This window comes from Phenylobacterium sp. (genome assembly GCF_013911965.1).
GTDB lineage: Bacteria > Pseudomonadota > Alphaproteobacteria > Caulobacterales > Caulobacteraceae > Phenylobacterium.
On record NZ_JACESE010000021.1, the window covers coordinates 1 to 13220 of the forward strand.

Below are 13220 nucleotides of genomic sequence, written 5' to 3' on the forward strand. Positions count from 1 at the left end.
TCAGGTCGTAGCGCGCCATCTCAAGCTCCTTTCGGAAGCCTTGAATCAGCGTCGCCCTCAACCAGCAAGCTTTATGGGTTCAGAACCTAGACCGGACCTGACCCGCGGAAAGGCCGGAGGCGACGCCAGCGCCTCCGGCCCTTTTTCGTTTGTGCGAGCGTCAGTCGAGCAGGCTCGCGGCCGCCCGGGCCAGGACGATCTGTTCGTCCGTGGCGATCACCTCGGCCACGACCCCCGATCCCGGCCTGCTGACGACCCCCGCGCCGGCCGCATTGGCCGCCTCGTCGAGGTCGCAGCCCAGCCAGGCGCAGCGGCGCAGCACCTCGGCGCGCACCGCCGGCGCGTTCTCGCCCACGCCCGCCGTGAAGACGATGCGGTCGACCCCGCCCAGATCGGCGGCCAGGCGGCCGATCTCCTCGGCGACGCGATAGGCGAACAGGTCGAGCGCCTCCCGGGCCTCCGGCCGCTCGCTGTCCAGCAGGACCTGAACATCGCCGCTCTCTCCCGACACGCCCAGCAGTCCGGAACGGCGGTAGAGCAGGTCCGTCAGATCGGCGGCGGAGAATCCCCTGGCTTCCATCAGGTAGAGGAGCACGCCCGGATCCAGCGATCCCGAGCGGGTGCCCATGGGCGGACCGTCCAGGGCGGAGAAGCCCATGGTGGTGGCGCGGCTCTTCCCCTCCGACAGAGCGCAGAGCGAGACCCCGCTGCCCAGATGGGCGACGATGACGCGCCCGCCCGCCGACGGGCCGTGGCGCTCACGCAGGGTTCCCGCGATGTAGTCGTAGGACAGGCCATGGAAGCCGTAGGCCAGGACGCCCTCCTCCGTCAGTGCGCGCGGCAGGGCGTAGAGTCGCGCCAGCCTCGGCTGATCGGCGTGGAAGGCGGTGTCGAAGGCGCCGACCTGGACGGCGTCCGGAAAGGCCGCGCGGGCGGCGGCCACCGCCTGCAGATTGAACGGCTGATGCAGCGGCGCCAGGGGACAGAGACTGCGGAGCTGTTCCAGGGCGGCGTCGTCCAGCCGCGCGGGCCCGCGGAACGCCAGGCCGCCATGCACGATACGGTGCCCCACGACGTCGGGCGCTTCGCCGGAGTCGGCGAACAGACGCAGCAGGCGCGTGAGGGCGGCCTCCACCGAACCATCTGCGGACGCCCAGGCCTCGTCGGCGAGGACCGCGCCGGACGCGTCGGTGATCCGCAGATGCGGCTGATGGGGCAGACGTGTGACGGCGCCGTTCAGCTGAAGGCGCGGCGTCCGCTCCGATCCGAGGGCGTAGACGCCGAATTTCAGGCTCGAGGACCCGGCGTTGAGGACGAGAATCCGGCGGCTCATTTGGCCGGCTTCGAGCGTTCAGCCTGGGCCACCAGAAGGGCCACTGCGCAGGAGGCGAGCCGCGAGAGGACGCCGTCGGAGCGGCTGGTCAGCATGATCGGCACCTTCGCGCCCATGACGATGCCGGCCGACTGGGCGCGGGCCAGGTAGAAGAGCTGCTTGGCCAGCATGTTGCCGGACTCGATGTCGGGCACGATCAGGATGTCGGCGTCGCCGGCGACCTCGGAGACGATGTGCTTGGTCTGCGCCGCCTCCTTGGAAATGGCGTTGTCGAAGGCGAGCGGGCCGTCCAGCACGCCGCCGACGATCTGGCGCCGGTCAGCCATCTTGCACAGGGCCGCCGCATCGAGGGTTGCGGCCATCTTCGGGTTCACGGTTTCCACCGCGGCCAGGATGGCCACCTTCGGCCGATCGACCTTCATGGCGCGCGCGCAGTCGATGGCGTTCTGGACGATGTCGGCCTTGGTCGCGAGATCCGGGGCGATGTTGATCGCCGCGTCCGACACGAGCAGCGGCTTGGGATAGGTCGGCACGTCCAGGATGAAGACGTGGCTCATGCGCCGGTCGGTTCGCAGGCCGCAGGCCGCGCTGACGGCCGCCTCCAGCAACTCGTCGGTGTGGAGCGCGCCTTTCATGATGGCGGAAACCTGTCCGTCGCGCGCCAGTTCGCAGGCCCGCGCGGCGGCGGCGTGGCTGTGGGGCGCGTCGACGACCTCGAAGTCCGAGATGTCGAGGCCGGCCCCTTCGGCCGCTTTGCGGATCCGCGCCTGCGGCCCCACGAGGACCGGCACGATCAGGTGCGCCGCTGCGGCCTCCACCGCGCCGGAGAGGGACAGCTCGTCCACGGGATGAACGACGGCGGTGCGGACGGGGTCCGGCTCGACGGCGAGGGCCAGCAGGCGCTCCAGCTGCGAGCCGGGCGCGGCGGTTTCGTGCGGTGGGGACGGCAAGTCGTCGGCCTCCTGGTCGGATGGTCGGGCGGCGGAGATTGTCACGTCCGCAGGCGGCCGCCCACTCCGGTCCGCCCCTTAAGCCTTCTCCTCGCCCTCGCCATAACCGAGATCGTCCAGATCCTCGTCGCTGACCCGGCTGGACTCGTAGCGGGCGATGTCGGCGCGGTCGGTTCCCGGCGCCTGGTCCATGTCGCCGGCGTCGAGCAGGGAAACCTCGTCCTCGTCTTCCGCCACGGGCGCCCCGCGCTCTGCGGCCCGGACCGGCGGATCGTCGTCGCCGGTCACCGAGAAGCCGTCGAGTCCCTCGCGCTCGAGCGCGACGATCTCCTCGTCGTCGAGTTGCTCGGCGATCAGGCCGGCGTCGTCGTCGGCGTCCCCCTGGGCGGACGTCTCGTCCCGCACGTCGGGAATGTTCTCGAAGGTGCGCATCTCGGCCGGCGGCACGTCGTCGCCGGCGCCGATGACATTGTCCTCGTCCAGGGTCTCGGCCTGGTCCTGGGCTTCCACTTCGGTCTGTTCAGGGCGGATGGCCATCCGGGACTCTCCTCTCTCAATCTGTGCGAGAGGGAACACGCCCAAGGCCGCGCCGTTCGAGCTTGGCCGCAGATTTTCCGCCCTGATCTGTCTCAAGGCCAAGCTCACGTCGATCTGACCGGAATCTATGGACCCAAAGGCCTCTGAAGGCGTTGGGCGGAGGAAGCCGAACAAAAGAGGTGTTGCATGGCCGGGTCATCCTTGCGCCGCGACTTTGTCACGCGGCCCATCTACCACATGGCCAAGGGCGTCCTGCCCGAGATGTCCGACACCGAGGCCGAGGCCATCGCCGCCGGCGACGTCTGGTGGGATGCGGCCCTGTTCACGGGCGATCCGGACTGGTCCCAGTTCCTGGACATCCCGCCGGCCAAGCTGACGCCCGAGGAGCGGGCCTTCATCGACGGGCCGGTCGAGCAGCTGTGCGCCATGCTCGACGACTGGAAGATCACCTGGGAAGAGCGCGACCTGCCGGCGGAGGCCTGGGACTTCATCAAGCGCGAGCGCTTCTTCGGGATGATCATCCCCAAGGAATTCGGCGGTTTGGGCTTCACCCCTTACGCACACTCCGAAGTGGTGCGGAAGATCTCCACCCGTTCCGTGACGGCCGCCGTCACGGTGATGGTGCCCAACTCCCTGGGCCCGGGCGAGCTTCTCCTGCAGTTCGGCACGGACGAGCAGAAGCAGCACTGGCTGCCGCGTCTCGCCGACGGACGCGAAATCCCCGCCTTCGGACTGACCAGTCCCGAGGCCGGCTCGGACGCCGCGGCCATGACCGACACCGGGGTCGTCTGCGAAGAGGAGCGCGACGGGCGGAAGGTGCTGGGCCTGCGGCTGAACTGGCACAAGCGCTACATCACCCTCGGCCCCATCTGCACCGTGCTCGGCCTGGCCGTGAAGGTGAAGGATCCCGAGGGTCTGCTCGGCGGAGGCGAGGACCTGGGCATCACCGTGGTGCTGGTTCCGACCGACACGAAGGGCGTGGAGATCGGCCGGCGGCACCTGCCCTCCATGCAGGCCTTCCAGAACGGGCCGAACTGGGGAAACGACGTCTTCGTGCCGCTGGACGCCATTCTCGGCGGGCGCGAGCAGATCGGCAAAGGCTGGATGATGCTGAACGCGGCGCTGGCCGCCGGCCGGGGCATCTCCCTCCCCTCGCTTTCGGCCGCCGGCGCGGCGATGGCGGCAAGGACGACCGGCGCCTATGCGCGGGTGCGCACCCAGTTCCGCATCCCGATCGGCGAGTTCGAAGGCGTCCAGGAGCGGCTCGCCCGCATCGCGGCCAACGCCTACCAGCTCGACGCCGCCCGCCGCTTCACCTGCGCCGGCCTCGCCCTCGGCCACCATCCGTCGGTCGTGTCCGCGATCATGAAGAACGGCGCCACCGAACGCATGCGCATCGCCGCCAACGACGCCATGGACGTCCATGCGGGCAAGGCGGTGATCGACGGGCCGAAGAACTACATGGGCAACTTCTACCGCTCGGTGCCGGTCGGCATCACGGTGGAGGGCGCCAACATCCTGACCCGCAGCCTGATCGTCTTCGGCCAGGGCGCCATCCGCGCCCACCCCTTCATCCTGAAGGAGATGGAGGCCCTGGCGGACGAGGACACGAAGAGGGGCCTCGAAGCGTTCGACGTCGCCGTCTGGGCCCATGCGGGCCACATCCTGCGGACGGCGAAGAACGCCTTCGTCCGCTCCTGGAGCGACGGCATGCTGGGCCCGGCGCCGGAGACGGGCCCGACGCGGCGCTACTACCGCAAGCTCAGCCGGTATGCGGCCAGCTTCGCCCTGGCCTCCGACGCGGCCCTGTTGACCATCGGCGGCTCCCTGAAGCGCAGGGAGATGCTGTCGGCCCGCTTCGGCGACATCCTGTCCGAGCTCTACATGCTCTGCGCGGTGCTCAAGCGCTGGGAAGAGGACGGCCGCCAGGAAGCGGACCTGCCGCTGGTCGAATGGATCATGCAGGACGGCTTCCTGACCATCGAGCGCAGGATGAAGGAGATCCTGGACAACTTCCCCAGCCGGCCCGTCGCCTGGCTGCTGCAGATCTTCGTCCTTCCCTTCGGGGTCGTACGGCGCGGTCCGAGCGACCGCGTCACCCGGCAGTGCGCGCGGCTCATCATGGAGCCCTCCGCCACCCGCGATCGCCTGACCGAGGACGTCTACATCGGCGGCGGGGATGACGCGGTGGCCGAGCTCGAGCGGGCGCTGGAGCTCGTCGTGGAGACGCAGCCGATCCGCGATCGTCTCAAGAAGCTGCGGATCCGCGATCCGAAGGACGCCTGGGATCAGGGCCTGATCAGCAAGGCCGATCACGAGCGCCTTCTGGAAGCGGACGCCGCCGTGGCCAAGGTGGTGGCCGTCGACGACTTCTCGCCTGAAGAACTCACCGGCCGCGCCATCCCCGCGGGACGCGCCCATGCCGAGGCCGCCGAATGAGCCGGCCGGTCTATATCGTCGACGGCGCCCGCACGCCCTTCATCAAGGCGCGCGGCAAGCCCGGCCCCTTCACGCCTGTGGACCTGGCCGTGCAGTGCGGCCGCCCTCTCCTCCTGCGCCAGCCATTCGCGCCCGACGCCTTCGACCAGGTGATCCTGGGCTGCGTGAACGTGGTGGCCGACGAGATGAATCCGGCCCGCGTGGCGGCCCTGCGGCTCGGCATGGGCGAGGCCATGGTGGCCTTCACGGTGCAGATCAACTGCGGCTCGGGCATGCAGTCGATCGACACCGCCTTCCGCTACATCCAGGACGGCACGGCCGACCTGATCCTGGCCGGCGGGGCGGAATCGCTCAGCCACGCCCCGCTCGTCCTGCGTCAGAGCGCCACCGAATGGTTCGCCGAGCTGAACGGCGCGCGCAGCCCCATGGCGCGGGCCAAGGCGGCGCTGGGGTTCAGGGCGGAGTTCCTGTCGCCGGTCATCGGCCTGGAACGCGGGCTCACCGACCCCATCACCGACCTCAACATGGGCCAGACGGCCGAGGTGCTGGCCCAGGTCTTCGACATCTCGCGGCATGAGGCCGACGTCTACGCCTCCGAGAGCCAGCTGCGCACCGCCCGCGCCCAGCGCGAAGGATGGTTCGAGGGGGAGCTGGAGCCCGCCTTCGCGCCCGATGGCGAACTCTACGACAAGGACGATGGCGTCCGGCCGGATTCCAGCCCCGACAAGCTCGCCAAGCTGAAGCCGGCCTTCGAGCCGCCCTGGGGCAAGGTGACGGCCGGCAATTCGTCTCAGATCACCGACGGCGCGACCTGGGTGATCCTCGCCTCGGAGGAGGCGGTGAAGGAACACGGCCTGACGCCGCTGGCCGAGATCGTCGACAGCCGCTGGGCCGCCCTCGATCCGCGGGTCATGGGTCTGGGCCCCGTCATGTGCGCCACGCCGCTGCTGCGCGCCCACGACATGACCCTCTCCGACGTCCCGATCTGGGAGCTGAACGAGGCCTTCGCCGCCCAGGTGCTGGCCTGCCTGCGGGCCTGGGACGATGACGAATTCCGCCGGGAGGTTCTGGGACTGGAGGGCGACTTCGGCCAGATCGACCGCGAGCGGCTGAACGTGGACGGCGGCGCCATCGGCCTTGGCCATCCGGTCGGCGCCAGCGGGGCGCGGATCGTCCTGCATCTGGTCAACGCCATGCGCCGGCTGTCGCAGCCGCGAGGCGTGGCCACCGAATGCATCGGCGGCGGCCAGGGCGGCGCCATGTTGATCCAGGCGGTCTGAGGGAGGAACCGATGACAGGTATCGTCTGGAAGACGTTGAAATCGCGGCAGATGGAGCTCGGCCCCGACGACGGGCGCGCCGGCCGCTGGAGGAACTGGCGCCTGTCGCGCGACGCCGACGGGATCGGCTGGCTGATCGCCGACCAGCCAGAGGCGAGCGCCAACACCATCTCCGAAGAGGTGCTGGAGGAACTCGACCAGGTCCTCGCCGAGGTGGAGCAGGATCCGCCGCGCGCCCTGGTCATCCGCTCGGCCAAGGCGAGCGGATTCTTCGCCGGGGCCGACGTGAAGGCCTTCGTCGGCGCCCGCGATCCTGCGGAGATCGAACAGCGCATGGGCCGCGCCCATCAGGTGGTCGACCGTCTGGCGGCGCTGACCGCCCCCACCGTGGCGGTCATCCATGGCTACGCGCTGGGCGGCGGGCTGGAGATCGCCCTGGCCTGCGACCATCGGATCCTGGCGGGCGACGAAGCGCGGCTCGGCTTTCCGGAGGTGCAGCTCGGCCTGCACCCGGGGCTCGGCGGCACGGCCCGCCTGCTCGACCTCATCGACCCGCTCGAAGGCATGCAGATGATGCTGACGGGCAAGACCATGCGGCCGGGTCAGGCGAAGGCGCTGGGCTTGGTCGACGCCGTCACCGAGGAACGTCATGTGCGGACGGCGGTGAAGGCCGTCGCCGACGGGGAGCTGAAGCCGAAGGTCAAGCCGCTCAACCGCCTGCGCAGCCAGGTCACCGAGCGCCTTTTCAGCGCCGACCTGCCCCGCCGCGCCGTGGCCGACCGCATGCGCGGCCAGGCGGCCAGGCAGGCGCCGCCCGAGCACTATCCGGCGCCCGGCGCCCTGGTCGACCTTTGGGAACGTCACGGCGACGATCCGAAGGCCATGCGCAAGGCCGAGGTCGCCTCCTTTGCGCGGCTGATGGCGACTGACACGGCGCAGAACCTGATCCGCGTCTTCTTCCTCCGTGAAAAGATGAAGAAGATCACCGAAGTCTCAGATTCCGTTGCGAAACCTCGACACCTGCACGTCATCGGCGCCGGCGCCATGGGCGGGGATATCGCCGCCTGGGCCGCCTGGCACGGCCTGCGCGTGACCCTGGCCGACCTGAAGCCGGAGATCATCGCCATGGCCGTCGGCCGGGCCGCCGAACTCTATCCCAAGCTCGGCCACGACAGCGCCAAGACCCGCGACGCCCTGGACCGCCTGATCCCGGACGTGAAGGGCGAAGGCGTGCGCCACGCCGACCTGATCATCGAGGCTGCGCCGGAAAAGCTTGATCTGAAGAAGAAAATCTATGCCGGCCTCGAACCGAAGATGAAGCCGGGCGCGGTGCTGGCCACCAACACCTCCTCCATCCGCCTCGAAGCCCTGGCCGAGGGGCTGCATAGGCCCGAGCGCCTGATCGGCGTCCACTTCTTCAATCCGGTCTCCCGGATGCAGCTCGTCGAGCTGGTCACCCACGAGGGCGTCAGCGACGAGACCCTCGACGTGGCCAAGGCCTTCCTGGGCCAGATCGACCGTCTGCCGGCGCCGGTGAAGAGCGCGCCCGGCTTCCTCGTGAACCGTGCGCTGACGCCCTACATGCTCGAAGCCATGGTCATGATGCAGGAGGGCCATGCGCCCGAGACCATCGACGCGGCCGCCGAGGCCTTCGGCATGCCCATGGGGCCGGCGACGCTGGCCGACCAGGTGGGCCTCGACATCGGCATCGCCGTCGCCGACAGCCTGAAGGCCAATCTCGATAAGCCCCTGCCCGTGCCCCCGGACACCCTGCGCGGCAGGGTCGACCGCGGCGAGCTCGGCCGCAAGACCGGCAAAGGGATTTACGAGTGGAAGGGCAATGAGCCGGTCAAGGCCAGGTCCTTCGCCAAGCCCACCCAGGAGATGACCGACCGCCTCATCCTGCCGATGATCGACGCCTGCCTCGAATGCCTGCGCAAGGGCGTCGTGGAGGACGAGGACGTGGCGGACGGCGCCATGATCTTCGGCGCCGGCTTCGCCCCCTTCCGCGGCGGCCCGATCCACTACGCCCGCACGCACGATCCGGCGGCCCTGAAGGCGAGGATGGAGGCGCTGGCCCGCACCCAGGGCGAGCGTTTCGCGCCCGATCCGGGCTGGGACCGGCTGACGTGAGCGAGGCGCCCCGCCGCCTGGCGGATCCCGACGCCGTCGCCCAGGCGATCGTCGAGCGGCTGGACGGCCACATCGTGCTGGGCCTGCCGCTCGGGCTGGGCAAGGCCAACCACATCGCCAACGCCCTCTACGCTCGCGCGGCGACGGACCGCGGCGTGTCGCTGCGCATCTTCACGGCCCTGACGCTGACTCCGCCCAAGCCGTCGACCCTGCTGGAGAAGCGCTTCCTGGGCCCGATCCTGGAACGCACCCTGGGCGGATATCCGGAGCTGGCCTACGCCCAGGCGCTGAAGGCCGGGGGCCTGCCGCCAAACGTCGAGGTCGACGAGTTCTTCCTGCAGGCCGGCGTCTGGCTGAACGATGCGGAGGTGCAGCAGAGCTACATCTCGGCCAACTACACCCACGCCAGCCGCTATCTGATCGACCGAGGCTGCAACGTGGTGGCGCAGCTGGTCGCAATGGACGAGCGCCGGGGCGCCTACAGCCTCTCCTGCAACACCGACATCACCCTTGAGCTGCTGAAGGCCAAGGCGGAGGGGCGCAGCGCGGTTCTGCTGGCCGGCCAGGTGAATGCGGAGCTGCCCTATATGCCGGGGCCCGCCGAGCTTGCCCCCGAGGCCTTCGCCTGGATGCTGGAAAGCCCGGAGGTGGAGTTCCCCCTGCCCGGGCCTCCCAAGCAGCCGGTCAGCCTCGTCCACTACGCCATGGGTTTCCACGTCGCGAGCCTGATCCCGGACGGCGGCACGCTGGAGATCGGCATCGGCTCCATGGGCCATGCCGTCGCGCACGCCCTGATCATGCGCCACAGGCGGCCGGGGCGGTTCGCTGAGATCCTGGCGGCCCTGCTGCCGCCCGACGATCGGCTGGAACGGCACACGCAGCCGTTCGAAGAAGGCCTCTATGGCGCGACCGAGATGTTCGTTGACGCCTTTCTCGAGCTCTATCGCGCCGGAATCCTGAAGCGGGAGGTGGACGGGGCGGTGCTGCACGCCGCCTTTTTCCTGGCCCCGCGGGACTTCTACGCCGCCCTGCGCGACATGCCGATGGAGGAGCGGGCCAAATTCCAGATGCGCGAGGTGGGCTTCGTCAACGAGCTGTTCGGCCCCGACCATGAGCAGCGCGTGGCCGGCCGCAAGAAGGCGCGGTTCGTCAACAACGCCATGGTGGCCACCCTCATGGGCTCAGTGGCCTCGGACGGCCTGGAGGACGGCCGCGTGGTCAGCGGCGTCGGCGGCCAGTACAACTTCGTGGCCCAGGCCTTCGCCCTGCCCGAGGCCCGCTCGATCATGACCCTGCCGGCCAGCCGCACGGGACGGGAGGGGCCGGAGAGCAACATCCGCTGGTCCTATGGCCACACCACCATTCCACGGCACCTGCGCGACATCGTGGTGACGGAGTATGGCGTCGCCGATCTGCGCGGGGCGCGGGACGAGACGGTGATCGCCGCCATGCTGAACGTCGCCGACGCCCGCTTCCATGACGAACTGGTCGGCCAGGCCAAGAGCGCCGGCAAGCTGCCGAACAGCCACCGCCTGCCCTCCCACGCCGCCGACAACCGGCCCGAGGCCCTGGCGGCCCGCCTGAACGCCTTCCAGGCCGCGGGCGACCTGCCGGCCTTTCCATTCGGCGGCGAGATGACGCCGGTCGAGCAGGCGCTGGCGCCGGCCCTGCAGAAGATCAAGGCGGCGGCCGCCTCCAAAGCCGACCTGGCCGCCCTCGCCTGGAAGGGCGTGACGGCGGGCCGCACGGGCTCACTCACTCGTGAAGCCCTGGAGCGGTTGGGACTGTCGCGTCCGCGCGGCATTGAGGAACGGCTTTACGCTCGGCTGGTGCGCGGGGCCCTGGCGGGAGACTGACCGGCGGCCCGGCGCTTGCAACCACTCGGGCGACCGTACCGAGGTGAGACGCCGCCATGTTTGAGAAGACCCCCAAGCCGCCCGCCCGTCCCGTGACCCTGGACGAGCCGACTCCGGCCCGAACGGCGCCGACGCCGGCGCCGGCCGCCAAGCCGCGACCGGCGTCCCTGATCGCCGAAGGGATGTGCATTCAGGGCAATCTCGCCGGCGAAGCCGAGCTGCAGATCGACGGCCTGGTGCGCGGAGACATCCGCGTCGGCAAGCTCTGCCTGGGCCCCAAGGGCCGGATCGAGGGTTCTGTCGTCGCCGTGGTGGCCGAAATCCGCGGGCACGTGAAGGGTCCCCTCAAGGCGCGGCAGGTGCGTCTTTTCGGGACGGCGCACATCGAGGGCGACATCGCCCACGAGCAGCTCGCCATGGAGACCGGCGCGGTCTTCGAAGGCCGCAGCGTCCGTCTGGCTCAACCCGCTCAGGGCGACGCGCCCGCGGCCAAGCCGGTCTCCAGCGCCGCCTAGTCGACCGGCGGCGATCGCGCGGAGCGAGGCCCCCGCAGCTGCGCCACCGGCTCGAAGGCGCGGCCTTCGGCGCCGGCGGCGCGGCCGGCCTCCAGCAGCCGCTCCATCGACTCCCTGTCGAACGCCAGGCTGTCGGCGCCGAGCGCCGGCGGAATCGCCGCATAGCGCAGGCTCGCCCCGTTCCGCTGGGCGAAGGCCTGGCTGGCGGCGAGATGGGCCCGCAGGTCGGCCTTGGACATGGTGTCGAAGCTGCGCATCAGGATCGGCAGCGTCGCGCCCCGGGTGACGCCATAGCTCGGCTCCAGCTCGCCATTGACGATGACGAAGAGGTCCTCGGGCCGCATCACGCCGTCCGGCTCCCAGAAGGACATGGCCGCGGGCGCCAGGACGAAGGGCGTGGTCACGCCGCCGTCCACGTGCATCTCCATCCGTCCGCCCTCGGCGCCGTCGGCGTCGACCATGACCGGCGGAAACACCCCGGGGATGCTGGCCGAGGCCACCAGCACGGTCTGAAAGAGCGTGACGGCGGTCTCCTCATAGCCTGGCGTCTGTCCGGCGAGGGCGATCGCGCCCATGTCCCAGACGATGGTCTCCTGGGCGTCCAGGTCGGTGGTCGCCACCAGCAGACGCCGGCCCGTCTGGTGCTCGCGGGCGATGGCCGCCAGCAGGCGAGCATCCACATACTTGCCGATCAGGTCGCGCAGCGACTGGCCGCCGAACAGGGCCGGCCGCACGAAGATGGCCCAGCGCCCGTCGGTGAGCCGCGCAGCGTCCTCATCGGTGTAGGCGGCGCGAAGCTCGTCGTCCCAGTCCGGGCCAAGGAAGGCGAACGGCGCGATCAGGGCGCCCGTGCTGACGCCCGTGACGACGTCGAACGCCGGACGGTCGCCCGCCTCCGTCCAGCCGATCAGCACCCCCGCCCCATAGGCGCCGTTGGCGCCGCCCGCGGAGATGGCCAGGCCGGTCACGCCCTCGCGCCCGTGCGCCAGCCGCTCGGCCCGCCAGCGCTCCAGGAAGGCCTCGCCCGCCGGCTCGTCGGTGGCCGAGAACCGGAAGACGTCGAGCGGAGATTTCGGCCGCGTGTCCGCCGGCGGGGCGTCCAGCGGGACCCGCGAGATCGTCCCGCAGGCTGCGAGGCCGCCAAGCGCCAGGACGGCCGCCGAAAGCCGTGCGACGAAACGAAACCTGCCCATCATCCCCTCTGAAGACCGGACCGGAACCGCGGCGGCAAGACCCCATCCAGGCCACGGAACAGACGGCGACTCAACGGGCTTTGCCGCCTCCGAGCCTGCGCACCAGATAGTCCGCCAGGGCGGTGATGCGAACAGGCCGCGGTCCGCCCGGCGGCGACACCAGATGAAGCGCGATGGGCGGGCTGCGCCATTCGGGAAGCACGGCCGTCAGCCGCCCCTTCGCCAGACAATCGCGAACGATGAAGTCCGGTTGCACGGCCAGGCCGAGCCCGGCCTCGAGGGCCGGCAGCAGGGCCTCGGCATTGTTGGCGCGCAAGGGCCCGGCGGGGCGGACGGCGACCTGCTCTCCCCCGGGACCGGAGAACCGCCAGGTTTCCGGCGTGGGCAGATAGGCGTAGCCCAGGCAGGCGTGCTCGGCGAGGTGGCTGGGGTGGGTCGGCCGTCCATGCCGCTCCAGATAGGCTGGCGCGGCCACCACCATCCGCTCCACCGTCCGGATCCGCCGGGCCACCAGGGAGGAATCCGGCAGGTCGGCGATGCGCAGGGCGAGATCGAAGCCCATGCCCACCAGATCGACCTTGTCGTCGCTCATGTGGAGGTCGATCGAGACCTCCGGATACTGCGCCAGGAAGTCCGGCAGGATCGGCGCCAGCTCGATGAGACCGAAGGACATGGGCGCGGCCAGACGCACCAGGCCGCGCGGCTGAGCCGAGCGGGCCAGGATGTCGTCCTCCGCCGCCTCGGCGTCGGCGAGCAGCCGCCGCGCGCGTTCGGCGAGCTGGGCGCCCGTCTCGGTCAGGGCCAGACGGCGGGACGTGCGGTTGAACAGGCGGGCCCCGAGCCGCGTTTCCAACCGGCCGACGGCTTTGGAGACCGTGGCCTTGGAAAGCTTCAGGTCCTCGGCCGCCGCGGCGAAGGAGCGGAGTTCGACGACACGGGCGAAGACCCCCAGGGCCTCCATGTCGGGCAGGCGCGGCATGTCAGT

General features: G+C 70.4%; 10 protein-coding genes. 5 read left to right on the plus strand and 5 right to left on the minus strand.

Features of this window, described 5'->3' with window-relative positions; translation table 11 throughout:
• Window positions 1-160: 160 nt before the first annotated feature.
• The 3 genes from H2041_RS16845 to H2041_RS16855 form a co-directional block, all read right to left on the minus strand.
• Window positions 161-1333: an acetate/propionate family kinase gene (locus tag H2041_RS16845; RefSeq protein ID WP_293414698.1), complete on the minus strand. Its 1173-nt coding sequence runs from the start codon at window positions 1331-1333 to the stop codon at window positions 161-163.
• On the minus strand, window positions 1330-2283 hold the full coding sequence (locus H2041_RS16850; protein WP_293414700.1) for a bifunctional enoyl-CoA hydratase/phosphate acetyltransferase: 954 nt from the start codon (window positions 2281-2283) through the stop codon (window positions 1330-1332). Before H2041_RS16850 ends, H2041_RS16845 begins: the two co-directional genes overlap by 4 nt.
• Window positions 2284-2361: 78 nt before the next feature.
• A complete protein-coding gene (locus H2041_RS16855; RefSeq protein ID WP_293414702.1) occupies window positions 2362-2820 on the minus strand; it encodes a hypothetical protein in 459 nt (152 codons plus the stop codon).
• A gap of 186 nt (window positions 2821-3006) precedes the next feature.
• On the opposite strand from H2041_RS16855, the gene H2041_RS16860 reads away from it, so the two are divergent.
• From H2041_RS16860 to H2041_RS16880, 5 genes are read left to right on the plus strand one after another with little or no spacing between them, the layout of a single operon-like run.
• Entirely contained in the window at window positions 3007-5259 is a 2253-nt protein-coding gene (locus H2041_RS16860; protein WP_293414704.1) for an acyl-CoA dehydrogenase, read from the plus strand.
• Complete coding sequence (locus H2041_RS16865) at window positions 5256-6539, plus strand: acetyl-CoA C-acetyltransferase (protein ID WP_293414706.1); 1284 nt, start codon at window positions 5256-5258, stop codon at window positions 6537-6539. Before H2041_RS16860 ends, H2041_RS16865 begins: the two co-directional genes overlap by 4 nt.
• Window positions 6540-6550: 11 nt before the next feature.
• Window positions 6551-8671, plus strand: coding sequence for a 3-hydroxyacyl-CoA dehydrogenase NAD-binding domain-containing protein (locus tag H2041_RS16870; protein ID WP_293414708.1), 2121 nt, complete (start codon window positions 6551-6553; stop codon window positions 8669-8671).
• A complete protein-coding gene (locus H2041_RS16875) occupies window positions 8668-10527 on the plus strand; it encodes an acetyl-CoA hydrolase/transferase C-terminal domain-containing protein (RefSeq protein ID WP_293414710.1) in 1860 nt (619 codons plus the stop codon). The genes H2041_RS16870 and H2041_RS16875 overlap by 4 nt, the downstream gene beginning before the upstream one ends.
• A 56-nt stretch (window positions 10528-10583) precedes the next feature.
• Complete coding sequence (locus H2041_RS16880; RefSeq protein WP_293414712.1) at window positions 10584-11042, plus strand: polymer-forming cytoskeletal protein; 459 nt, start codon at window positions 10584-10586, stop codon at window positions 11040-11042.
• Here H2041_RS16880 and H2041_RS16885 read toward each other — a convergent pair.
• Both H2041_RS16885 and H2041_RS16890 read right to left on the minus strand, forming a co-directional pair.
• Entirely contained in the window at window positions 11039-12235 is a 1197-nt protein-coding gene (locus H2041_RS16885) for a patatin-like phospholipase family protein (RefSeq protein ID WP_293414714.1), read from the minus strand. The two genes, H2041_RS16880 and H2041_RS16885, sit on opposite strands and share 4 nt — an antisense overlap.
• A gap of 70 nt (window positions 12236-12305) precedes the next feature.
• Window positions 12306-13214, minus strand: a complete 909-nt coding sequence (locus H2041_RS16890; protein WP_293414716.1) for a LysR family transcriptional regulator — start codon at window positions 13212-13214, stop codon at window positions 12306-12308.
• Window positions 13215-13220 lie beyond the last annotated feature (6 nt).